The 23,611-nt window shown below is 59.9% G+C and carries 18 protein-coding genes, 2 tRNA genes, 1 pseudogene and 1 riboswitch; of the genes and pseudogenes, 12 read left to right on the top strand and 9 right to left on the bottom strand.

Annotated features, from left to right (window positions below; genetic code table 11):
- Positions 1-68 precede the first annotated feature (68 nt).
- Positions 69-458, top strand: coding sequence for a hypothetical protein (locus tag PB2503_RS10935; RefSeq protein WP_013301318.1), 390 nt, complete (start codon positions 69-71; stop codon positions 456-458).
- A gap of 17 nt (positions 459-475) precedes the next feature.
- Here PB2503_RS10935 and PB2503_RS10930 read toward each other — a convergent pair whose 3' ends face one another.
- Entirely contained in the window at positions 476-1,174 is a 699-nt protein-coding gene (locus tag PB2503_RS10930; protein ID WP_013301317.1) for a glutathione S-transferase family protein, read from the bottom strand.
- Positions 1,175-1,253: 79 nt separating this feature from the next.
- On the opposite strand from PB2503_RS10930, the gene PB2503_RS10925 reads away from it, so the two are divergent.
- The gene (locus PB2503_RS10925) at positions 1,254-1,916 is read left to right on the top strand and encodes a glutathione S-transferase family protein (RefSeq protein WP_049782053.1); all 663 of its coding nucleotides are present in this window, start codon (positions 1,254-1,256) and stop codon (positions 1,914-1,916) included.
- Positions 1,917-1,940: 24 nt separating this feature from the next.
- Here PB2503_RS10925 and PB2503_RS10920 read toward each other — a convergent pair whose 3' ends face one another.
- The 5 genes from PB2503_RS10920 to PB2503_RS10900 form a co-directional block, all read right to left on the bottom strand.
- On the bottom strand, positions 1,941-3,182 hold the full coding sequence (locus tag PB2503_RS10920) for an NAD(P)/FAD-dependent oxidoreductase (protein ID WP_013301315.1): 1,242 nt from the start codon (positions 3,180-3,182) through the stop codon (positions 1,941-1,943).
- Between the two features lie 67 nt (positions 3,183-3,249).
- Complete coding sequence (gene gltB, locus PB2503_RS10915) at positions 3,250-7,713, bottom strand: glutamate synthase large subunit (RefSeq protein ID WP_013301314.1); 4,464 nt, start codon at positions 7,711-7,713, stop codon at positions 3,250-3,252.
- Positions 7,710-9,194: an NAD(P)-dependent oxidoreductase gene (locus PB2503_RS10910; RefSeq protein WP_013301313.1), complete on the bottom strand. Its 1,485-nt coding sequence runs from the start codon at positions 9,192-9,194 to the stop codon at positions 7,710-7,712. The genes gltB and PB2503_RS10910 overlap by 4 nt, the downstream gene beginning before the upstream one ends.
- Before the next feature lie 112 nt (positions 9,195-9,306).
- Positions 9,307-10,002 carry a TorF family putative porin gene (locus PB2503_RS10905; RefSeq protein WP_013301312.1) on the bottom strand — a complete coding sequence of 232 codons (696 nt, stop codon included), beginning with the start codon at positions 10,000-10,002 and terminating at the stop codon, positions 9,307-9,309.
- 80 nt (positions 10,003-10,082) lie between these two features.
- Positions 10,083-11,477: an ammonium transporter family protein gene (locus PB2503_RS10900; RefSeq protein WP_013301311.1), complete on the bottom strand. Its 1,395-nt coding sequence runs from the start codon at positions 11,475-11,477 to the stop codon at positions 10,083-10,085.
- 297 nt (positions 11,478-11,774) lie between these two features.
- Here PB2503_RS10900 and PB2503_RS10895 point away from each other — a divergent pair, with 297 nt between their 5' ends.
- From PB2503_RS10895 to PB2503_RS10885, 3 genes are read left to right on the top strand one after another with little or no spacing between them, the layout of a single operon-like run.
- Complete coding sequence (locus PB2503_RS10895) at positions 11,775-12,470, top strand: anthranilate synthase component II (protein ID WP_013301310.1); 696 nt, start codon at positions 11,775-11,777, stop codon at positions 12,468-12,470.
- Positions 12,471-12,478: 8 nt separating this feature from the next.
- Positions 12,479-13,903 carry an anthranilate synthase component I family protein gene (locus PB2503_RS10890; protein WP_158305847.1) on the top strand — a complete coding sequence of 475 codons (1,425 nt, stop codon included), beginning with the start codon at positions 12,479-12,481 and terminating at the stop codon, positions 13,901-13,903.
- Positions 13,903-14,781 carry an aminotransferase class IV gene (locus PB2503_RS10885; RefSeq protein WP_013301308.1) on the top strand — a complete coding sequence of 293 codons (879 nt, stop codon included), beginning with the start codon at positions 13,903-13,905 and terminating at the stop codon, positions 14,779-14,781. Before PB2503_RS10890 ends, PB2503_RS10885 begins: the two co-directional genes overlap by 1 nt.
- A 351-nt stretch (positions 14,782-15,132) precedes the next feature.
- Here PB2503_RS10885 and PB2503_RS10880 read toward each other — a convergent pair.
- A tRNA-Tyr gene (locus tag PB2503_RS10880) sits at positions 15,133-15,216 on the bottom strand.
- Positions 15,217-15,340: 124 nt separating this feature from the next.
- Here PB2503_RS10880 and PB2503_RS10875 point away from each other — a divergent pair.
- Together PB2503_RS10875 and PB2503_RS10870 are read left to right on the top strand one after the other, a co-directional pair.
- Positions 15,341-15,416: transfer RNA gene (locus PB2503_RS10875), tRNA-Thr, on the top strand.
- A 173-nt stretch (positions 15,417-15,589) separates the two neighbouring features.
- Positions 15,590-16,756: a tyrosine-type recombinase/integrase gene (locus PB2503_RS10870; RefSeq protein WP_013301307.1), complete on the top strand. Its 1,167-nt coding sequence runs from the start codon at positions 15,590-15,592 to the stop codon at positions 16,754-16,756.
- Between the two features lie 416 nt (positions 16,757-17,172).
- Here the strand turns inward: PB2503_RS10870 and PB2503_RS10860 are convergent, their stop codons facing one another.
- Positions 17,173-17,802 carry a hypothetical protein gene (locus PB2503_RS10860; protein WP_013301306.1) on the bottom strand — a complete coding sequence of 210 codons (630 nt, stop codon included), beginning with the start codon at positions 17,800-17,802 and terminating at the stop codon, positions 17,173-17,175.
- Positions 17,803-17,983: 181 nt separating this feature from the next.
- Here PB2503_RS10860 and PB2503_RS10855 point away from each other — a divergent pair, with 181 nt between their 5' ends.
- The gene (locus tag PB2503_RS10855) at positions 17,984-18,178 is read left to right on the top strand and encodes a helix-turn-helix transcriptional regulator (RefSeq protein ID WP_013301305.1); all 195 of its coding nucleotides are present in this window, start codon (positions 17,984-17,986) and stop codon (positions 18,176-18,178) included.
- Between the two features lie 42 nt (positions 18,179-18,220).
- On the opposite strand, the pseudogene PB2503_RS10850 reads toward PB2503_RS10855, so the two are convergent.
- Positions 18,221-18,649, bottom strand: a pseudogene (locus tag PB2503_RS10850) (RHS repeat-associated core domain-containing protein); the annotation flags it as partial.
- 168 nt (positions 18,650-18,817) lie between these two features.
- Positions 18,818-19,004: riboswitch (cobalamin riboswitch) on the top strand.
- A 148-nt stretch (positions 19,005-19,152) separates the two neighbouring features.
- Between PB2503_RS10850 and PB2503_RS10845 the strand changes: the two are divergent.
- From PB2503_RS10845 to PB2503_RS10830, 4 genes are read left to right on the top strand one after another with little or no spacing between them, the layout of a single operon-like run.
- On the top strand, positions 19,153-20,997 hold the full coding sequence (locus PB2503_RS10845) for a TonB-dependent receptor plug domain-containing protein (protein WP_013301303.1): 1,845 nt from the start codon (positions 19,153-19,155) through the stop codon (positions 20,995-20,997).
- A 3-nt stretch (positions 20,998-21,000) separates the two neighbouring features.
- The gene (locus PB2503_RS10840) at positions 21,001-21,861 is read left to right on the top strand and encodes an ABC transporter substrate-binding protein (protein WP_041534988.1); all 861 of its coding nucleotides are present in this window, start codon (positions 21,001-21,003) and stop codon (positions 21,859-21,861) included.
- Positions 21,858-22,847, top strand: coding sequence for a FecCD family ABC transporter permease (locus tag PB2503_RS10835; protein WP_013301301.1), 990 nt, complete (start codon positions 21,858-21,860; stop codon positions 22,845-22,847). The genes PB2503_RS10840 and PB2503_RS10835 overlap by 4 nt, the downstream gene beginning before the upstream one ends.
- Positions 22,840-23,601: an ABC transporter ATP-binding protein gene (locus PB2503_RS10830; RefSeq protein WP_013301300.1), complete on the top strand. Its 762-nt coding sequence runs from the start codon at positions 22,840-22,842 to the stop codon at positions 23,599-23,601. Before PB2503_RS10835 ends, PB2503_RS10830 begins: the two co-directional genes overlap by 8 nt.
- Positions 23,602-23,611: the final 10 nt, after the last annotated feature.

Raw genomic sequence — 23,611 nt, 5'->3', positions numbered from 1 at the left:
TTTATTGACCGACTGACCTAGGCCAACAAGACACGGAATGTCTCAATATGCCTCAGGGAGCTTGAAATATGGGCGTTTTGTTGGATCGTGTCGTTCTTTTGGCGGCGGTAGGGTTCTTTTTGATCGGGGCGAATGCCTTGGTGGCCCCGGATTGGGTCGCCGGCATTCTGGGTCTCTCCGTCACCCAAGAGAGCGGGATGAACGCTATTCGCGCGATTATCGGCGGGCATTATCTCGCCATGGCGCTGATGGTTGTTTTCGGCTTCTTCCTCGAAGAATCCCGCTTTTTGGTGGCGATCATCATGATCGAAGGATTGATGATTTTCAGTCGGCTGGTCGGGCTTCTGGCCGGCGAAGGCGGGGTGATGGTTTTTGCGCCGCTGGTCATCGAGATTGCGCTGGTGGTGATTTTGTTCCCTGCGGCCGCCAGGCTGCGCAGCTTCTCGCGGCGGGACTAGGCGGTATCGACGGACCGCTATTTCTTGCCCGTCTCGACCATGGACCGGGCGCCCTTTGAAAAGGCGTCCGCGTCTTCCTGCGTGGAAAGTTTAAGCGAACCGGGCACGACAACCCCGGCCCTGGCCGCTGGGCGCCCTTCGATCGCGTTTTTCCACCTTATAAGATGGGGGAATGGGTCGATATCGACCCCGGACCAGGCATAGGTCCGCACCCAACACCAATTCGCAATATCGGCGATAGAATAGTCGCCAGCCAGCCACTCATGGTCAGCAAGCCGCGTATCGAGCACCCCGAACAGACGGGCGCTCTCGCCGCGATATCGGTCGATCACGGGCTCTATCTTCTCTGGCCAATAGCGACCGAAGACATTGGCCTGCCCCATCATTGGGCCGATCCCGCCCATCTGAAACATCAGCCATTGAAGGACTGTGCTCCGGCCTTTTTTGTCAGTCGGCAATAGCCGCCCGGTCTCTTCTGCCAGATAGATCATAATCGCGCCGGATTCGAAGATGGCGAAATCGCCTTCCTCCCTGTCGACCAGGGTCGGGATGCGGCCATTCGGATTGAGCCGCACATAGTCCGGCGCCTTTTGCGCGCCCTTCATCAAATCGATGGGATGCACATCATAGGGGAGTTCCAGCTCTTCGAGGGTGACGGACGCTTTCCATCCATTGGGGGTCGGCGCGGTATAAAGGAGATATCTCGCTTGCGTCATTGTCGTCTCCCTTCAGGATGTCCTTAACCTAGGTAGTGGGGGCATGCTGGACAATGACACGCCCCATTGGGAGGATTTGATGACAATGAAATTCTATGACTTCCCCGGTGCCCCAAGCCCAAGACGGGCCCGCATTGCCCTCCTTGAGAAGGGTGTCTCGTTCGACACTGTGATCGTCGATTTGGTGGCGGGGGAGCATTTGGGGGACGCCTATCGGGCGATCAATCCAGGCTGTACTGTGCCCGCTCTCATACTCGACGATGGCACCGTGCTGGGGGAGAACCACGGCATATTCGCTTATCTGGAGGCCGCCTACCCTGAGCCATCTTTGACGGGCGAGACACCCGCCGAAAAAGGGTTGGTCGCGCAGTGGAATGCGCGATGCGAGTATGAGGGGCTTCTCGCGGTGGCCGAAATTCTCCGCAATGCCGCGCCTCAAATGAAGGGACGGGCGCTTACCGGCCCCCATGGATTTGATCAGATCCCGGCCCTTATCGAGCGCGGGGCCAAACGGCTGGCTGCGTTCTGGTCCGTGCTCGACGCGACGCTGGCGGAGAGAGAATTTCTCGCGATAGACAGGTTTTCTCTTGCGGACATTACCGCTCTCGTTGCCGTTGATTTCGCAAAGGTCGTGAGGCAACGACCGCCGGCGGAGATGACCAATATTTGGCGTTGGCGCGATGCCCTCGATCGTCGTCCGAGCGTCATGGCGACGAATATCGGGCGGCCCGGATCCGCTTGAAGGCATATGGCAGAAGCCTCGTCGTCAGCCCGCGGCCTTCGCTTTCGCCATAATCTCTTTCAAGGGCACTGCGGGATCGATGAGGTCGGCTTTGGGGATGACCGCCCCTGTTTTGAGGATTTGCTTCGCCGTCATGAACATCGGGCCGTCATTCAGACAATCCGCCGCGATCAACCTCTCATCCTTGAAATAGAGGACGGAAAACGGCGCGTCGTCCGTCTCCCCTCTTGGTAGGGCCTCATCATATCCATTGAAGAGCCCGGCGGTTTGAAGCTTGACGTCATATTGATCGGACCAGAACCAGGGCGTGTCGACCACGGGCGAGGGGCTGCCGGTCAAATGACAGGCGATTTGATCGGCCTGTTCCTTGGCATTATAGACGCTCTCGATACGGAGAAGGTCGCCCGACGGCACTGGCCGCCTTGTGCAGTCGCCGGCCGCAAAGATGGCGGGGTCGTTCGTGGCGCCAAGATCGTCGACCACGATACCGTCCTGGCAATTAACTCCCGCCCCTTTGGCCAATTCGTCATTGGCGATGCCGCCAATACCGACGAGAATGATGTCGGTATCGATGACCTGTCCATCCCCTAGGGCAAGGTGGGTCACGCGGTTTCCGTCGGTTCGCACCTCACTGATTTCGGCGGACAAATGAACATTGACCCCGTGACGGCGGTGGAGGCGAGTGAAAAAGTCACTGACAAGAGGAGACGTCACCCGCGCCAACAGACGGTCAGCTCGCTCTAAGAGGGTGACGGGGATATCACGAGATCGGGATATGGCGGCGACTTCAAGCCCGATAAAGCCGCCCCCGATGACGGTCAGGTGCTTTGCCGTTGACAGAGCGGCACCGAGTTCGTTCGATTCAGCCCGTGTTCTGAGAGAAAACACATTGTCATAACTGGTCGGCAAGGAGGGAAGGGGACGGGGCCGCGACCCTGTCGCCAGAACGAGAACATCATAGGGGAGCGTCTTGCCAGACGTCATTGTCACGACCTTCTGTTCCCGGTTGATAGACGCTGCCGGCTCCCCCAAGAGACAAACCGCCATGCTATCATCGTAGAAGGATTGCGGCTTAAAGGATAAGCGGTCTGCGTCGAACTCGCCCTTCAGATAGGCTTTTGAAAGAGGCGGACGCTGATAGGGCAGGTCGAGTTCGTCACCCACAAGGGTTATTTTCGATTCCCCCCCCCGTTGCCGATAGGCGGAAATGAATTGAGCGGCTGCCTGTCCGGCGCCGATGACCACGATATGTTGTTGACCGGTCATCTTTTTCGATGTCTCCTCCCGTCCTTGCCCGGTCCAACCTCGTCGAGGACCGGGCAACGCTCTCCATTTAGGCCGAGACGGCGCTCACTTCTTGGTGATCGAGCTTGTCGGCTAGGGATTTTGGCAGAACAAACCGAAATTTCGGCATGACCTGGTCCCAATTCGACAAGAGATCCCGCGCCTTTGGACTACCCGTTTCGAGCAAATGTTGTTCGATAAGGGTACGGCAGGCTTTCTCGTGGTCACCCAGGGCGCGCCACGTAACGTGCTCAGGATTAGTACGACCAACAAACAGATCATGTTCGTCGTACACGAACGCTTTGCCGCCCGTCATGCCCGCCGCGAAATTGTCACCGATCTCACCGAGGATCACGACGGTGCCGCCGGTCATATATTCACAGCCATTGGACCCCACGCCTTCGACAACAGCCACGGCGCCGGAATTTCTCACCGCGAACCGTTCACCGGCTTTGCCGGCGACGAAAAGGCGGCCATCGGTTGCCCCGTATAGGCACGTATTGCCGATCAACACCGAGCCGGAGGGTTCATCCTTAAAGCCACGAACAACGATATGTGCCCCCGAAAGACCCTTGCCGACATAGTCGTTGGAGTCCCCTTCAACCTCAATCCGGAGACCCTTTGCCCCGAAGGCACCGAGGGATTGCCCCGCCGAGCCCCGCAGCCGGACGGTAAGGTGCCCATCGGGCAATTCCCCAAAATGCTTGACGATATGATGGCTCGTCCGTGTGCCGACGGCCCGGTGAGTATTTCGGACGGTATAGGTGAGCTGCATTTTCTCGCGCCGTTCCCACACGGCGCCGGCATCTTTGACGATGTTCTCGTCAAGCGTTGGAGCCACTTCGTTCCGTTTCGTCCGATCGGACCGCGGCGGCACCCCGCCGGTGGCCCGCACCAGAAGCGGGTTAAGGTCAAGGTCGTCGAGGAGGGGAGAGCCCCGCCCCACTTGCGCCAAAAGATCCGTGCGCCCGATAATATCGTCAAGGCAGGCCACTCCGAGGGAGGCGAGGATCTCCCGCACTTCATCGGCGATAAAGGTCATCAAATTGACCACCTGATCCGCGGTTCCGACGAACTTTTTCCGTAGCGCCTCATCCTGGGTGCAAACCCCCACGGGACAAGTATTGGAATGACACTGGCGCACCATCAGGCAGCCCATGGCCACGAGGGATAGGGTGCCGATCCCATACTCCTCGGCGCCGAGCATGGCGGCGATGACGATATCGCGCCCCGTCCGCAGACCCCCATCGGTCCTTAGGGTCACATCCTCCCGCAGATCGTTCAGGGTCAGGATTTGATTGGCTTCTGCCAGACCCAATTCCCAAGGCGACCCGGCAAATTTGATGGAGGTTTGCGGGCTGGCCCCCGTGCCCCCCACATTGCCGGAAATCAAAATGGCATCGGCCTTGGCCTTGGCGACCCCCGCCGCGATCGTGCCAACCCCGGCCGACGACACAAGCTTCACGCAGACCCGTGCCTTGGGGGCGATTTGCTTGAGATCGTAGATCAGCTGGGCGAGATCTTCGATCGAATAGATGTCATGGTGCGGCGGCGGCGAAATCAGGGTCACGCCTTCGGTCGAATGCCGCAGGCTGGCGATATAGGCGTTGACCTTGAACCCAGGGAGCTGTCCCCCCTCACCGGGTTTGGCCCCTTGCGCCACCTTGATCTCAATTTCACGGCACTGGTTGAGATATTCAGCCGTCACCCCAAAGCGACCCGAGGCCACTTGCTTGACCGCGGAGTTCATATTGTCGCCATTCGGCATTGGGGTGTAGCGCTTGGGGTCTTCCCCCCCCTCACCGGAAACGGATTTCGCGCCGATACGGTTCATCGCGACATTCAAGACACCGTGGGCTTCGGGCGACAGGGCCCCAAGGCTCATGCCCGGCGTGACAAACCGTTGACGGATTGAATTGACGCTTTCCACACTTTCGAGAGGGATAGGCTTTCCGCTCTTCGTGAAATCGAGAAGATCACGAAGTTGGATCGGCGATTGCTTCTGAAGATGGGTCGAAAAGCGACGATAAGCATCCTGATCATTTTCTCGGACTGCGATTTGCAGATCCTTGATCGACGATGCTTCATACGCATGGGCTTCGCCGCCGGTCCTGACGCGGTAGAAACTCCCCACAGGCAGTCGTTTGACCGAGCCTTCATCTTCACGGGGCCACGCACTGTCATGAAGGCGCATCATTGACTGCTCAAGCCCCACAAAGCCCATTCCCGAAATGCGGGATGAGGCATCCGGAAAGAACTCGGCAATCAGCGGACGAGAGAGGCCCAGGGTCTCGAAGTTGCACCCCCCCCGATAGGCGGAAAGCACCGACACACCCATCTTGGAGAGGATCTTCAACAGGCCATTCTCGATCGCCGTTTTGTAGGCAAGCACCGCTTCGGACAGCGTCACATTTCGATACTTCCCGGCCTCCAGCCGATCCGCGATCGTCTCAAAGGCAAGATAGGGGCTGACGCAGGTGGCCCCGACCCCAATCAATACGGCGGCATAGTGACTGTCGATTGCCTCGCTGGACCGCACGGTGAACGAACAATCGGACCGCAACCCTTCGTCAATCAGGCGACGATGAACACCACCCGCGGCGAGAATCATCGGCAGGGGAAGACGTGACGGCCCCTGATTTTCATCGGATAGAACGATATGGCTCGCCCCGCTCCGCACCGCATCGCAGGCTTCTTTCCGTATACGGTCGACACAAGCACTGAGAGCGCGTCCGTCGCCCTTGGCCTCAGTATAGGTACAGTCGATGACAACCGGATCAAGCCGTTCGCAAAGACGGTCGTACATGCCATTGGTCAGGATCGGTCCTTCGAGGACATAGACATCCGACTGGGTTTCATCCTGGGCCAGGATATTCCCCAAGTTCTTGAAGCGTGTCTTGAGTGACATCACTCGACCTTCCCGCAAGGGGTCGATCGGAGGGTTCGTCACCTGACTGAACCGTTGCCGGAAGAAATGAGAGAGGGGCCGATATTGTGAAGATAGCACCGCAAGGGGCGTATCGTCCCCCATGGAGCCGATGGCTTCCTTGGCCTCCATGACCATTGGTTTCAGGATCAATTCAAGGTCTTCTTGAGAATACCCCGCGGCGAGTTGACGCCGATTGAGGGTTTCACTGTCGAACAAGCGATCCTCCGGACCCGGCCCGATGAGCGGGTCGAGATCGGTGACTTCCTTGAGCCAATCCGTATAAGGATGGGCCTCGACAAGACGATCGAGACTTTCCTGAATGCCGTAGAATTTCCCTTCTTTCAGGTCCGCACAGATCATCCCACCGGCGGGCACGGCGCCCCGCTCGATCACTTCTTTCCCATCGAGGGGACACATGCCGGATTCCGACCCCACAGCGAGCAATCCGTCAGTCGTCCGGGCATATCGAAGAGGGCGCAGGCCATTGCGGTCGAGACCGGCGATCGCCCACCGGCCATCAAAGGCGCAAAGGGCCGCCGGACCGTCCCAGGGCTCCATCACGGCATTACAATATTCGTACAGGGCGCGAATCTCCGGTCCCAAGACACTTTCGCGCTTTGACCAGGCCTCCGGCACCAAAAGGGCCTTGGCCATTGGGGCCGAGCGCCCCGCCCGCACCAGAAGCTCGAAGGCCGCGTCAAGGGCCGCAGAATCTGACGAAGCCGGTTGGATCACCGGTTTGATGTCCTCGCCGTAATCGCCGAAGGCCGCCCCCGCCATTTTCGCTTCATGGGCCTTCATCCAGGCGATATTGCCTCTGACGGTGTTGATCTCGCCATTATGCGCCAGCATGCGGAAGGGCTGCGCCAGTCGCCATTCCGGAAAGGTATTGGTCGAATAACGCTGGTGGAAGATCGCGAAGCTGGAAACGAAACGGTCGTCCTGCAGGTCGAGGTAAAAGCTGTCGATATCCCCGGCGAGGAACATTCCCTTATAGATGATGTCCCTAGGGCTCAAAGAGCATACGTAGAAGTCAGGAAGCCGTTCGGTCAGTGCCTGTTTTTCGATACGGCGGCGGACAATATAGAGGGTTCGCTCCAGTTCATCCGCGTCCCGTCCTTTGGGGTCGAAGAACAAGATTTGCTCGATTTCAGGACGGGCAGCATTCGCCTTTGCGCCGATAACCCCCGGTTCGACAGGGGCCTGCCGCCAACCAAATAGGCGGAACCCGAAATTGAGAATGTGGGTTTCGACGATCGCGCGGGCCCGATCCTGAGCGGCAAAATCGGTCCGGGGCAGGAAAATCATCCCGACACAGACATCGAGATCCTTTGCGGAATGGCCGGATCGCTCCACCTGTTCGCGGAAGAAATTCTGGGCGACATCGATACGCAGTCCCGCGCCATCGCCGGTCTTTCCGTCCGACGCGACGGCGCCGCGGTGCCACACCGCTTTAAGGGCGGCCACGGCTCGGGTGACGACCTCTCGCCGAGGGGTGCCGTCGATTGCCGCCACAAGGCCGACACCGCAGGCATCGTGCTCGTCTCTCGGATCATAAAAGCCAAAGGGAGGTTGTTGGGTCATGGCGCTACCGGTTCGTAAGTTCTGGGGTCGTAATCGGTTTGCTGTTCACCGACCGTCTCGGGAATGGCCCCGACCGTTTGACCCTTAAAATATTGGTGGATCGACGCCGCCGCTCTGCGGGCGTCATGGATGGCCCATACTACCAAACTTGCGCCGCGGACGATATCGCCTGCGGCGAAAACACCCGGCAGCGAGGTTTCATAGGAAGAGGGGTCAACCTTCAACGTGCCGTAGCGGGTAAGGGCGAGATCGGGCTCATCAAACGCTGTGGGAAGATCTTCGGGGGAAAAGCCGAGGGCCTTGATCACCATATCGGCGGCAAGGTCCGCATCCTCGCCAGGGATCTCCTCAGGCGATTGACGGCCAGAGGCATCCGGTGGACCAAGGCGCATACGCGCCACGCGGATGCCGTCGAGCTTATTGGCATCGCCAAGCAGCAATTTGGGATTGGACAGCCACCGGAAGGAGATGCCTTCCTCTTCTGCGTTCACAACTTCCCGGGCAGAGCCGGGCATATTTTCCCGATCCCGTCGATAAAGGCAGGTAACGCTCGCGGCATCTTGGCGGATTGCCGTGCGGACACAGTCCATCGCCGTATCGCCGCCCCCGACCACGACCACACGCTTGCCGTGCGCATTCATATGCCCTTCGTCAAATCCGGGAACCTCGTCGCCGAAGCCCTTGCGGTTCGAGGCCGTGAGATAATCAAGGGCTCTCACGACCCCATTGGCGCCGACCCCAGGGACCGAAAGCTCTCTTGCTTTATAAACGCCTGTGGCGATGAGGATCGCATCGTGCTTCTCCCGCAGATCCGAAAAAGGCACGCCGCCGCCGATATCGGCATTTTGCACGAAGGTGACGCCCGAGTCCGCCAGCCGCTTCACCCGCCGCATCACCACGGATTTCTCAAGTTTGAAACCGGGAATGCCATAGGTCATCAGACCGCCTGCGCGATCGTAACGGTCATAGACCGTAATGCGATAGCCAAGGGACCGCAGCTCGTCCGCCGCGGACAAGCCAGCGGGACCGGCGCCGATGATGCCAATGGACTGCGGCCGTTCCCTGGCGGGGGCAATGGGTTTGATCCACCCCTTCGACCAGGCATTGTCCGTAATATATTGCTCCACCGCGCCAATGGTTACCGTACCGTGACCGGATTGTTCGATCACGCACGATCCTTCGCATAGCCGGTCCTGGGGACAAATTCGCCCACAGATCTCTGGCATGTTGGAGGTACTTTCCGACAGGCGCCAGGCTTCTTCGAGCTGATCCTCCGCAGCGAGACGGAGCCAGTCAGGGATATGATTGCCAAGCGGGCAGCCCGAAGAACAAAAGGGAACGCCGCATTGGCTGCAGCGGCTCGCCTGCGCCTCCGCCTGGCGTTCCTTGAAGCCGCTATAGACTTCTTCGAAATCTTCTCGACGCAATTCGGCGGCCCGCTTCTCGGGCGTCTGGCGCGGCGTGTCGATAAAACGAAGCATATCGGACAAAAGAAAACCTCCACAGGCAAAAGGGAATTTCCCCTAGCCTGTGGAGGCGGTTATGTCGATGTTTCGCCCTTAATTTGGCGAAATGTGTCGCGCTTTTTTGCGCTTAGAGGGATTTCCCAACGGTCAGGACGACGGTTTCGTCGCTGCCTTCGAAGCCGTCATCGTCTTCTTGAGTAAAGCCGATAAAGGCGACCGAAACGTCCAAGCCGCTGGCGGAGGTGCCAACGCCGACGCTATAGTCCAGCTTTTCGTCACCGAAGGGGCCGTCTTCGTAGCCGAGGCCAAGGCTCAACCCAACGGCGGGCGACAGGGCAAAATCGGCGCTCGAATAGAAGTAGATATTGTCGTCGTCGAGGGCATTTTGCTCAGGGGCATAGGCAACGCCAAGGCCAAGATCGGCGCCGCCGATCGTGGTGCCGACAGAGGCATAGGGCTCGTAATAGTCAAAGTCGTCCGGTGCCGCGTCGGGGTAGAAATAGCCAAGGAGGCCGATATCGAAGCTCACGCCGTCGGCGGTCGTCCACCCATAGCCAGCATAGAGGTCGAGTTCGGTGGGCACGCCGCTGTCACCGTCGAGGCTGGACGCCCAGGTCCCGGCGTAAAATCCGCTGGCATGCGCCGCGTCAAAGCCACCTTGGACAGCGAAGCTGTTGTCCGACAGAGACACACCGCGGAAGCGGTAGTCAGACGTAAATGCGACGTTGCCGGACACATCCCAAGATGAATCTTGGGCACTGGCGACGGCCAGGGAGGAGACAAGTGCCGAACTGGCGGCAAGAAGGAGAGTCGAGTTCTTCATGGTATTTTCCGCTATCTGTTGACGGTGGTTAACATTACCCCCGAGTGCCGCCCGCCTCGGCACTGAGAGAATACGTGAATTCATGCCTTGGAGGAGGATTTCGCCATGCGAACCGCTGCTCCTTCGGCCGACTCGAGCGGACCAATCGATCCCCGCCCGAATTCCGGATAAGCTTCCAAGCCCAGTTCGGAAAGATCCCCACCCAAACTTTCATGCTCAGGCGACAATCTGATCCCGAGTGTGACTTTCAGGACACCCCAAACGATAGCCGACGTTGGAATGACCCACGCCGCCACAGCAGCAACCCCCAGCAATTGGGTATGAAATTGTGCGTCACTATTTGTGAGCGGAACGACGAGCGTTCCGAAAATACCGGCGACGAGGTGTACGGGAATGGCCCCCACGACATCGTCCAGACGGAACTTGTCGAGCATTGGGACCGCGAAGGTCACAATCACCGCCCCGGTGGCCCCAATCAAAATGGCCTCACCAATATTGGGGGTCAGCGGCTCGGCGGTAATCGACACAAGACCAGCTAGAGCCCCATTGAGGACGAAAGTCAGATCCACTTTTTTGTAGACGAGCTTTGTCGTGATCAATGCGGCCGTCACGCCGCCGGCGGCGGCCATATTCGTATTGGCGAAGATTTGGCTAATCGCCACGACATCCGTGACCGTGCCCATCGCCAATTGGCTGGCGCCATTGAAGCCAAACCATCCAAGCCAAAGAATAAATGTCCCGAGGGTCGCGAGGGGGAGGGAGCTGCCGGGGATCGCATTGATACGCCCATTGACGAACTTACCCGCCCGCGGGCCGAGAATGATCACCCCGGTCAGGGCCGCCCATCCGCCGACGGAGTGAACGATCGTCGAGCCGGCGAAGTCGGAAAATCCACTCTGGCTGAGGAAGCCGCCGCCCCAGCTCCACGCCCCTTGAATGGGATAAATAATTGCTGTCAGGACAAGGACAAAGATCAAAAATGGGAAGACCTTTACCCGCTCGGCAACCGCACCGGACACGACAGAAGCTGCGGTCGCCACAAACACCATCTGGAAAAACCAATCGGATGTCGCCGCATAGCCGGTATCAATGGAAATGGTCTCGTCACTGGCCAGCTCGGACGGCGACCATATGCCGAGGGAGCCGACAAAGCTCTCAACACCGTTATACATGAGATTGTAGCCGATGACGTAATACGCGATGCCGGCCAACGCGTAGAGAACCATATTCTTCAGGCAAATTTCCGCAGCGTTTTTGGTCCGAACGAGGCCGACCTCCAACATACAAAAACCGGCGGCCATGAACATCACGAGGACGCCGCCGAAAAGGAAAAGAAAGCTGTTCAAGATGAATTGGGTATCGAGCGCCGCTGATGTGTCCGGCGTCGCATCCTGTGCGACCGCCACACTGGACAGTGTCAAAGCAGGCAGCACCAAAGCCACGCTATAACGAGAGACAAGACGACCCAATGACATTCACTGTTCCTTCTGCGCGAATATTACCCGCTCTTAACCATACAGTGCCACGCTCCGCCGCGATGCACAATCCCGCGAGCAGCGGGGGCGAAAACACCCGACGAATTGAGCACATCCTGTTATTTTCGTCAGCGCCAGCAACAAATCGTGGCGAACAAACCGGCGTTCGGGGAAATCCGCAACACGAAATGTCATTTTCGTGACGCTCCCGCGAAAGTGCGGCATTATTGCATCATCTCAATCTGTGCTGGTTTGCAAATCAGCGCTAATCCGGCAGCTCGTTCTGGAAGTGCGCCTATGCGGTTGGCCCTCGTCGATAACGACGATTCCTTCACCAATAATCTCGTGCATCTGTTTCGTCTCTGCGGGGCGGATGAGGTGGTGGTCTTTCGGAATGAGCGGCGCAGCCTGGCCTCTCTCCAATCGCCATATTGGCATGGGATCCTCCTGTCCGCTGGGCCTGGGGACCCACGACGGCCCGACGATATTGGTATCATGCCGGACCTCATCGCGCGGGCTGATCGACCGATATTCGGGGTCTGTCTCGGGTTTCAGGTGCTGGCCTTGGCGGCGGGGGGGAGGTTGGTTCAAATGCCCACCCCGATCCACGGCCAGGTGACGCCAATCCACCATGAAAAGCGGGGAGGGTTCGCCAATCTGGTCAGCCCCTTTTCGGCGACGCGATACCATTCCTGGGGGATCACCGACCTCCCGGCCACCGCGGATTTGTGCCAGACGCGCGGAGCGAGGACGGATATATCATGGCGGCGAGCGATCCGGTCCGTCGACGATGGGGGGTGCAGTTTCATCCTGAGTCAATCGGCACTGACGGCGGGCGCGATCTCGCGACAGCGTTTCTTGGCGAATGTGCGAAGGGTGAGGGGGAGGCATGTCCGCCTGCCTGCCACCGACCTGGGGCAACGGTTCCTTCGGAGGGGGAACGCAAGCGGGGTGGCCATGCGCAAAGGGACGATAGGCCCGCCGCCGCCCTGATGGAGACGGTGCCGATCACGGGGAGCGTCGCCGATATCTTCCAAGCGCTGACGGCACCTGGCCCTCCGCAAGGGATCCTCCTCGAAGCGGCGCGCCCCTATGAAGGGCGTCAGGTGTCGATCCTGGCGTTTCCAGACGCACCTGGAAATAAGTGGATCACAGGAGGCGGGGGCGCCGATCCCTGGCCCGAGGCCCTTCGCCGCCATCTTGACCGTGAGGTCAGGCACGAGGGGGCCCTGCCCACAGAATTCCTCGGTGGGGTCATTGGGGTGATCGGCTATGAAGCGCGCCGCGCCCTTGGCTTGCCGGTGACGTTCGCGCCCGCACCCCTCGAAGCGCTCTTCCTCGCCGTGTCCTCCTTCCTGGTGGTGGATGACCAGGCCGGAGAGGTTTTCGTGGTCTCCATCGGCGACGAGGACGACGCACCGCAGCGGCGCGAATGGGGGGGCAGAATGAAGGCGCGCCTGCTGGCGCAGCTCCGGCAACGCCCCACAGATCCGTCTCACGGAGAGGGGGGGGCGAGGCCCCTCATCATCACCCCGCGGGAGGATGCCCGCACCTATCGGGAGAAGGTGAAGTGGTGTCAGGAAAAGATCCGTCACGGCGACAGCTATGAGCTTTGTTTGACGACCTCTTTCATCGCGGAAATGTCCGCTCCGCCCTGGGAGGTTTATCGCGCCCTGAGGTCGGTGAACCCCGCCCCCTTTGCGGCCTATATTGGGCATCCGGAGATCGCGCTCACCTCGGCATCGCCAGAGCGGTTCTTGAAGCTCTCCGTGGACGGCGCCATCGAGGCCAAACCGATCAAGGGCACGCGTCCCCGGGGGGCGACGGTGGCGGCGGATGCACAGTTGAAATCGGCCCTCGGCGCAAGTGTCAAGGATCGCGCTGAGAATCTGATGATCGTCGATCTGCTGCGGCATGATATTGGCGGGGTGGCCGTGCCGGGGACTGTCACCGTACCGGTGTTCGCAGGGATCGAGAGCTATCAAACTGTCCATCAATTGGTGTCGACTATCGTTGGGCAACGGCAGGACGGTCTTGACGCGCTCGACGTTATCTCGGCGTGCTTTCCCGGTGGCTCGATGACGGGTGCCCCCAAGATCCGCTCGATGACTCTCCTTGAACAGATTGAAGGAGAGCCGCGCGGCCTCTATTCCGGGGCGCTCGGTTGGATCAGCCATACCGGGGCGGCGGAAATGTCGATCGTCATCCGCGCGATCTGCCAGCGCGGACGGTATGCAAGGATTGGCGCAGGGGGGGCGATCACGACCCTCTCCGACCCGATGGCGGAGTATCGCGAGATGAAGCTGAAGGCCGCTGCCTCCTTTGCCGGGTTGGCCCTGGCCGAAAGCGGGGACCCGACCGCCTATCGTCTTGCGGAGGAAGGGGGATTGGTTCCTATGGGGAACGCCGTGCCGGAAAATATATAATGGAACTTGTGGATATCATCGACGGCGCGCCCGTTAAGGGGGATGCGCGGGTATTGCCGCTCCGTGATCGGAGCTTCCTTTACGGTGACGGTCTTTTCGAAACGATTGCGGTTCACGGGGGCGTCCCATTCGGTCTTGACGATCATTTGGATCGGTTGACTCGCGGGCTGAAGGTCATGGGGGTGGCCCCGTCCCTCGTTTTGGCGCGGGCGGAGCGAAGCCTCGCAGCCGCCTTGCAGCATAATGATCTGACGTCGGGGGGCGTTCTTCGGCTCACCGTGTCGCGCGGCACGGGGGTGCGCGGATTATCGTCCCGCGGGCTCGATCAACCACTTGTCGCGGTGCTGGTCGGCGCGGCTCCCGGTGCCGAAGCGTTGAGGCAGCCGCGAACAGCCGTCACGACAAAGCGGCGGCGACCCCATCCTGAGACCCTCAGCCCCCATCTCAAATGTGCGCAATATTTGGGGGCCATTCTCGCAACGGATGAGGCGGAGACCGCGGGGCGGAACGAGGCTCTCCTGCTTGACTGGCAGGGCACGAGCGTTGCCTGTGCGACCATCGCGAATATCTTTGTCCTGATTGACGAAACGCTTATCACCCCGCCGCTCTCGACCGGGGCTCTTGCTGGCACCATGCGGGCCCGGCTGATGGCGATGGCGGCGGCGGAGGGGCGGGAGGTGCGGGAGGATCTTATCACCGCAGACCTGCTCGCCAAGGCATCGGCTCTCTTTTTGACGAATGCGGTTCGCGGAATCGTCCCCTGCGCCCAGCTTGACGACCGGCACTTCGCCGCTTCAGCGCTGGGGGCGCATTTACAGCAGCGGGTCCGCGCGCAAATCATCGCGGCTTGCGGCACTTGCTGGTTACCGGCGCCTTGATGGGGAGGTGAGGGGAGCGCCCTCTAGCCGGAACCGGCCTCATATAGCGAAGCGATAGGCCAGAGAGTGCCTCAAGCAGCGAAGCGGTAGGCCAGAGAGTGCCTCAAGCAGCGAAGCGGTAGGCCAGAGAGCGCCTCAAGCAGCGAAGCGGTAGCGCAAGCAAGAATGCTGGAGGTGTTCGATCAACGATCGACCCCGGAACAAGGCCGCGACGGCGGCCCGGACGAAGTCCGCCCCATCGGAGGCGCTGCGCGCCGTGAGATATGGAAAAATCGCTCAAGCAGCGAAGCGGGTGCGAAAATAGAAATGGTGGAACCGCGCTCAAGCAGAGAAGCGGGTGCGCAAACAAAATGGTGGAGGGGGCTGGATTCGAACCAGCGTAGCCGAAGCGCCAGATTTACAGTCTGGTGGTATTAACCACTCACCCACCCCTCCATCAGTGGCCCGTCCGGGCCTTGGGGAGGGCGCGGGATAGACAAAAGGCGATGACCTCGCAACCATTTTTCGATAGAATCCGCGGCTTGACCGGTGTCGCGCTTCGGCATACCGCCAAGTCCTGGCCCCTATAGCTCAGCTGGTAGAGCAACTGATTTGTAATCAGTAGGTCGTTCGTTCGAGTCGGACTGGGGGCACCACAAAAATCAGCGCCATTCGAGCCAGTAGGCACAACATGCTGTGCCCATGATTCGCCGGCGCCCCTCCATTTAGCCGCATCTCCAGCGCTCCGTCCACGGCATAATCCTAACCGATCCTAACGGCTCCTGATGCGTCTCAGGCCGATTTTAGGTCTGAGAAGGAGGATTTGGACGTGGCGACGAAATTTACACAGGGCCTGGTGGACAGGGCCAGGGACGAACACCCGGCGGGCACGCAGCTCTACGACACGGAGGTGCGTGGTCTGCGGCTCGTCATCGGAAAGCGGTCGAGCAGCTACAAGCTCGTGACCAGCGTCAACGACGGAACGGGCCGAGCGGTCTCCCTGATGATCGGCCGGGCGAACGAGGTCAGCCTGAGGACCGCCCGGCAGCAGGCCATCGAGGCCAACGTCATGGCTCGGCGTGGTGAGGACCCGAGGCTACGAAAGGACGGCATCCCCACCTTGCGCCAGGCGCTGGAGAAGTATTTGAAGGCGCGCGGCGACGACCTGCGGCCCAAGACGCACCAGTCGTACAAGAGCCTAACGGTGGGACCGAAGGCGCCCCTGGCCAAGATCGGCGACCTGCCTATGCACCTGCTCGACCGGCAGACCTGCGCGAAGCTACACGAGGAGCTGGCGGAGAAGCGCGGCCCCGCCACCGCCAACGGCGCTCTGCGGCTCGCCCGCCTCTTGCTCAACGACGTGGCGCGGGTGTACGACCTGCCGCCGAACCCCGTCACGCGCGGCGTCCGCTTTGCGAAGGACAGGACGCGGGACTGGGCCGTACCGCTGGAGGGGATGCCGACCCTCTGGGCGCGGCTCGACGCGATGGAGAAGGTGAAGAAGCGCCTCTGCTGGCAAACCATGCTCATGACGGGCCTGCGGTCGAACGAGGCGCGGTCGATGCGGTGGGCGAACCTCGACGACCAGGGCGTCCTGCTGGTGCCCTCGCCGAAGGGCGGAGAGGAGCGCGCTTTCCGCGTGCCGATCCCCTGGTCGCTGATCGAGGACTTGGGTGTGCTCCGTGGTAAGAGCGAGTTCGTCTTCCCGGCCAGGACCAGGACCGGCTACATCGACCAGCTCAAGCGGTCGGAGAAGTTCCCGTACTCACCGCACATGATGCGCCACACCTACAGGACCCTCGCCCTCGAGGCAGGGGTCTCGGTCGAAACGGCGATGATCCTCCTTAACCATAAGACCAACGACATCAGCTCGCGCTACGTGACGCGGGCGAACCTTACGGGGTATCTGCGGGGCGAGGTCGAGAAGGTGGCAGCAACCATTCGGAAAGCTGCTGGCGGCAGGTCCGTCGCGATTTCTGAACAAATCTCAGTTTAGACCAACGAGCGCTTGGCCATAACGCCCGTCACCACCACAACATAGATTGCCACTCTACAACCCGAGGCCCAGCCCCTATTCTCGGATGGTTTGTCAGCAAGCTTTTCCGCGCCTTTTCTTGGAAGCCGGTCCAAAAGACTTAAGAGCGCTTCCAGGGCAAAAAAACATGTCACAAGCGAACTCAAGCTGATCGACCCGAGCTTGTCTCCAAGATTAACAAACCAAGGCTGTAGCCATTCCCAGATTCCGACCAATTTATCTTCTCCGAGCTACTTATCCGAGAAGACACAAGCCGTTATGCTGACAATTTTATAGGGAATTTGTGGGATACATTCGTCGGGACCTGGAAGGTCTCAGAATTTCGTTAACCATCTAGTCGATTGGAATCGCAAATCTTTCTGTGGGATGAGCTTTTCCTAGTACAGATCGAGTTCCAATTGCAGAGTTTGCTGAGCAACAGTGGGCGCTACCGGCCCTTGATCGGTCGAGGATCCGGCGCCGATTTGAGTTACGTGCACGGAAAATCCCGTCAAATCGCGAATGCATGCGTTAATTTTGTCGCAGATGGCATGCGAAGTTCGACGACGCTTCAACAGCTCATTTTGGAACTGCCTCGTGATACCGGTCTCCTGTTCAATGTAAGCCATGGCGTGCTTGACGCGCCCATCCCGGGGTTTGCTGAGCCGAGTTAGACCTCGCCTTTTAACTATTTCACCAGTGGTTCGCAGCGCTCCCTCATAGTTCTCGATCCAATACGAGAACTCAACAATCGCACTCTCCGGATCGAGATTATTTGCATCGATCGAGTTCAACCCCGCGATCAGGGGTCTCAACGTGTTGAGTTTATTGTAGTCGTGTCGGCGAACCATTGCGCCAAGCGACTTGTAGCTCGGCATCGGCTTATCTAATTGACCGTTCAATGACACTTTAAAATTGGAGTACCCGTCCTCGTTGAAGTCAAAGCCGCCAGCTTCGAGACCTCTTTGGATGACGTGATATGGCACGCGATAAAACTTCTGGCTTTGGATCGATGGCATAAATGTCATGGCTTCCTCGCTTGCCTCTGCCGATCATTGCGCAGAAACTCTCGGAAGAAAAGTCCCTTATCAAATTACTGAAAACGCTGAACATTTTTTTTCGCCTTTCAATGTGTAACACTTTGCTGGTTAGTTCTCTTGGTTTTTCAGCGTATCCTAACCGTTCCTAAGTGGTGTACAAGGAGCGTCCATGGCGCCGAACAGAGAGCTGCTCACCACACGCGAGGCTGCGACCTACTTCGGCTGCTCGAGGCAGAAGCTAGAGTGGCACCGGCATCACCGTAACGGCGGGCCCAGATACTCGAAGATCGGCGCGCTCGTACGCTACAGCCTCAACGACCTGCATGCCTATTTGGAGGAGACCAAGGTGGAGGCGCTGCGATGATCGACGTCAGCGAACTGAGCAAGACCACGCCATACGGACACTTCAACGACCACAACACCGAGCGGCCTCATTCGGCCATCGGCTACCAATCCCCGGCGGTCTATGCCGCATCCCTGCACCCGCAACGGCCATCACCGCCTGAGCCTCCGTGCTGATGGCCGTTGCATCCACCGCCCACACGGGCAAAACCCAACCACCGACTCTATCCCCAAGCGGATAAAACTCGGGGGTCACATCGACCCCGGCAAAGTTCATTGCTGTTTCGACGATTGGTTCAAGAAAACTCTTGATCGTATCCTCGAGATAGCAAAACTTTTCCGAGCTTGAACTGCTCTCCGAACACATCCCCGTCGGATCCAACATATTCACCGGATCGTTTGCGGCATAGGCGTAGCGGTTGACCATGTCAGGTCGGGCGGGGGAAAATCCGACCGGATCGGTCGACAAAAACCGTCCCATCAGGGGATCGTCATCCCGCGCCTGCCTAGGGACCGTGCGGTCTTTGCCGCTTTACGCTAGGGCGGGTCCGCCTGGATGCGTTGGAGATGGCCTCGTGAGGGGGCGCACAAGGACAGTCCGCAGCGGCGCAATACCCATACTCTCCTGTGGGGGTGCCGTTTGACTTTGCCGGTGCGTTTGGCCATTCAGCGAAGAGATGGTTCCGTGAGAGATCACGGCGAAGAGGGAACCCGGTGGCAATCCGGGGCTGTACCCGCAACTGTGAGCCAGGAGCTGACAACCGATACACCACTGGAGGAAACTCCGGGAAGGGGGTTGGAAGCGATGATCGGTGAGCCAGGAGACCTGCCATCGCGTCGTTCGTCCGGGGGCCGGGAATAGCCCTTATCGCGGGCGGGAAGGCCTCGCCTCTCCTCAGTAACGGCAAGCTGATCGATCGCCCGTACGGTGATCCGTTCGATCGATTGTCGTGATCATCGGTCCCATCACGGGTGGGGGGACCACGGAGAGATAGAATGGGATTGAGCGCGTGGGCGTTGAGCGGGGCCTTGGCCGTGGTTGGGAATCAACCGCAGGGGGATGGCCGCGACCAGGCCGAAGAAGACATCATTATCGTTGACGGAACGCGGCTGCCGCAATCTCTGGCCGAGACCGGGACCGCGATATCCGTCCTTGATCGGACCGATCTTGAAAGGCGGCAATCGCCTTTTCTGGTCGAGGCCCTGGCGGCCCAGCCGGGGGTCACCGTGAACACAAACGGCGCCTTTGGCGGCACAGCCAGCGTTCGCCTACGCGGGGCCGCTTCGGCCCAGACATTGTTGGTGATCGACGGTCTTCCTGTGAACGATACGGCAGCGCCCGCCGGGGGGTATGATTTCAGCCGCTTGGGCACGGCGGGGATCAAGACGGTCGAAGTGCTCAAAGGGCCGCAATCGGTCCTTTGGGGGGCCGATGCGATTGGCGGTGTTGTTTTGGTCAACACGGTCACGCCTCGGCGTGAGGGGATCTCGGGCACGGTCGGGGCGGAACTTGGCTCTTTTGCCACCCGCTCCGGCATGGTCGATCTTGAGCTCGGCGGCTCATCGGGCGGCCTTGCCCTCATCGGCAATGCGCTGACGACAGACGGCATTTCCAAGGCCGATGAAGCCGCGGGAAATGAGGAATCGGACGGATTCCATCGCGCCCAATGGCTGATCAAGGGCGATGTGGATCTCGGTGCCCATGCCACTCTAACGGGTAGCTTTTTCGGCAGCGAGGCGAGAACCGATCTCGACCGTTTCGACGCCAGCGCGGTGGGAAGCGTCGCCGACGGCGACGACTATGATGAAGCCGCGGAGCAGGGGGGACAGGTGCGTCTCAATCTCGGCGGGGACGGCCACCTCTTCGCCCACGAATTCACCCTCGGCACTTGGCGCCTTTCGAGGGATAGCTTTTCAGGCGGGCAACTCAGTTTCTCTACGGAGGGAGAGCGACAGCTCTATCGTTACCTGGGAAAGGGGAAGCTGGGGCAGCGCAATCGTATCGCCCTAGGCGTTGAGCAGGAGAAAACGTCAGTCGAGACCGAGGACGCCACCACCGACAGTCTTTTTCTGCTGCACGAATTTCGCGCAAGCGATCGCCTCACCCTCACCATCGGGGGACGGATTGATGATGATTCCCGATTTGGATCGGAAACAACCACGCGGATCGCGGCAGCCTATGATGTGACGGACGCCCTGACCTTAAGGGGAAATTGGGGGGAGGGGATCAAAGCGCCCTCTGTGTTCCAAACCACCTATGTTTGTACTTTTTGCGGCCTGACAGAGCCGAATGACGAGCTGCGGGCTGAGCGGGCCGAGGGCACTGAACTCGGCTTTGATTGGGATCCGGCATATTTTCCTGCCACCCTTTCGATGACCGTATTTCAGCAGTCCTTTGACGATCTGATCGATTTCACCTTCACCGATGGCTATGTGAATATTGATCACGTCGAGACAGTGGGGGGGGAGGCAGCGGTCCGTCTCGTTCCGCTCCCCTGGCTTACCGTCGACGGGGCCTATACCTTTTTGGACACGGAGGATGAGGCAGGCGATCTTCTTATTCGCCTCCCCCGCCATAGCGGCGATTTGGCCTTGATAGGGGAGGGGACAGGCCGCCTCTCCGGCGCGCTGTTCGTCCGCTATAATGGCGAGGAGCAGACCGTAAGCGGTGAGGACCTGCCCGCATGGACCCGGGTCGATGTCACCGCAACCTATGCGCTCACGGACGATCTGGTCTTCTATAGCCGGATTGAGAACCTGTTCGATGAGGAATATCAGCAGGTCCTCGGCTACGGAACACCGGGCCGCTCAGGCTTCATCGGGGTGAAGGTTGAGTATTGAGGCATGAAAACAACACGTTCTGCAGTGATGGGCTGTATCGGCCTTCTTCTGGGGTGTGCGCCGTCACCGCAGAGCGATAGAGGGGAGGGGGGTCGTTTCGTTAGTATCGATCTTTGTGCAGACCAGTATCTATTGCAGCTGGCGGATCGCTCGGATATTCTGGCCGTCTCCCCCCAGGCGGGGAAGAGCTATTCCGCGGAGCGAGAAAAAGCCCACGGCTTGCAGCAGATAAGGCCAAGCGCCGAGGAATTGATTGCCCTGAAGCCGGCGCTGATCGTGCGGTCCTATGGCGGCGGACCCCCTCTTTTATCGCGGCTTGAGGCGGCGGGGCTCGATGTGGTGACGATCCCCTGGACGACCCAATTGAGCGGTACGGAGACGGCAAGTGTTCTTGAAGGGATGAACGCGCTGGCGTCGGCGCTGGGCGCTGATGGGCGCGCAAGCCGGATCGCGTCCCGAGGATTGGATCGCCATGCGTCGGCACCGCAATCAGAAACGCAGGCCGAAGGGCGGCGTCTTCTTTATCTCACCGCCGGGGGGGTGGTCGCGGGACCCGGGACGCTGGTGGACGATGTGATCACAAGGGCAGGGTATCGGAATTATCAGACAAGGCCAGGGTGGCAGGCGGTACCTTTGGAGCGATTGGTCCTGGAGAAGCCCGATTTGATCGTCGTCCCTCGATTTGGTCCTGCCGATGATCGACCGGGTCGCTGGAGCGCCGCCCGCCACCCCCATGTTCAGGCTTTGCTCGATCATGTTCCAACCTATGATGTTGACGGTTCACTCTTTACCTGCGGCGGCGAACATACGTTTCGCGCAATTGAGACCCTCGCTTCCCTCGACCAGCAGGGAGAGCGTCAATGAGCCGGCAGGTGGGACTGACCGGCAGCCTTTTGGCTGTGGCCGTCATTGCTCTGCTGGTGAGTTGCTCTTTCGGTGCAGCCTCCCTTTCTCTACTCGAGGTCATCGCCGCGATGGTCGGGCAGGGCACACCGAGTGACAGGATCATTGTCTGGTCACTCCGTTTACCGCGGGCGTTGGCGGCTTTTAGTGTCGGCGCGGCCTTGGGGGTGAGTGGAGCCGCTTTGCAAGGGCTTCTTCGTAATCCGCTGGCCGGCCCTGGGGTCTTGGGCATCTCGTCCATGGCGGCATTATTCGCAACGACGGGCATCCTCTTTGGACTGACGACAATAAGCCCGCTCATCTTACCTGGGCTGGCGATACTTGGCGGCATTGTCACGACGGCCGGTCTGGTGATCGTTGCCCAAAAAGTCCGGAGCGTGACAACCTTACTCCTTGTGGGAATTGGGGTGACCAGCTTTGCGGGGAGCCTCCTGAGCCTGCTTCTCAATCTCGCGCCCAATCCGTTCACGCTCTCTGACCTGATCTACTGGTCCTTGGGGTCGGTTGCGAACAGATCCGTGCAGGATCTTCTCCTATGCTGTCCCTTCATCCTGGTCGGCGGCGGTTTGCTATGGGTCATTCGCCGAGGATTGTCGGCGCTGACCCTTGGAGAGGAGGCGGCGTGGGGCTTGGGCCTTGATCTTGCGCGGCAACGGCGATGGACCATTCTTGGCGCCGGGATGGCGGTTGGGGGGAGCGTGGCCCTGGCGGGGGCTATCGGCTTTGTCGGCATCGTGATCCCGCATCTCATCCGCCCCCTTGTTGGATTCGACCCTGCGCGATCATTGCTGCCCTCCGCCCTTGCCGGTGGCGCTATCCTTGTTGCGGCGGATATTTGTGTCCGTCTGATCCCCACCCATAATGAGCTTGGACTTGGGGTTATTGCGGCACTGCTGGGCACGCCACTCTTTATTTGGATCGCCGTGGGGGGGCGCCTCGGTGACTGATCTCAAGGTCGATAATCTCACAATGATCCGTGAGGGGCGGCAAGTCGTCAGATCGGTCTCGTTCCAAGCGGGGCCGGGCGAGTTGATCGCCCTGATCGGTCCGAATGGGGCGGGAAAGACCAGTCTGGTCCGCGGACTTCTCGGGGGGGAACCACGGGAAGCCGGTACGGCGACTTTAGGGGGGGCAGAGATTGCGCAACTGCCCCCCGCCGAGCGGGCACGACGCCTTGCCTACCTTCCCCAGGATCGCCCGCCGCCCTGGCCGATGTCCGTGCGTGAAATGGTTGCGCTGGGCCGGTTTAGTTATGGCGCCGCCCTCGGACGGCTCAAGGGACAAGATCTCCGCGCGGTTATGCAGGCCCTTGTCCGATGCGACCTCGTGGCCCTCGCCGATCGTCCGGCGACGCGCTTATCAGGCGGAGAGCTGGCGAGGGTGCATTTTGCGCGGGCGTTCTGTTCCGAAGCACCGATGCTTATCGCCGATGAACCGCTGGCCGGTCTCGACCCGTATCATCGCCTGACCCTTCTCGCTCTATTAAAGGGTATGGTTGAACAGGGGGGATGCGTCTTGATGATCCTCCACGACCTCTCTCTTGTCTGCCAATACGCGACCAGAGTCCTGGTGATGGTTGACGGGCGCCTCGTTGCGGACGGGCCACCGCAAGAGGTCCTGACGCCGCCCTTGATCGAGCGGGTCTATCAGGTGAAGGCCCGCGTCGAGGCGGGGGCCGTTCACCTGACGGCGCCGATCTGAGGGGGCTGCC

The sequence above is a fragment of the Parvularcula bermudensis HTCC2503 genome (genome assembly GCF_000152825.2).
GTDB lineage: Bacteria > Pseudomonadota > Alphaproteobacteria > Caulobacterales > Parvularculaceae > Parvularcula > Parvularcula bermudensis.
The sequence above is the reverse complement of the archived record's forward strand: the minus strand, read 5'-3'. Positions and strand labels throughout refer to the sequence as shown.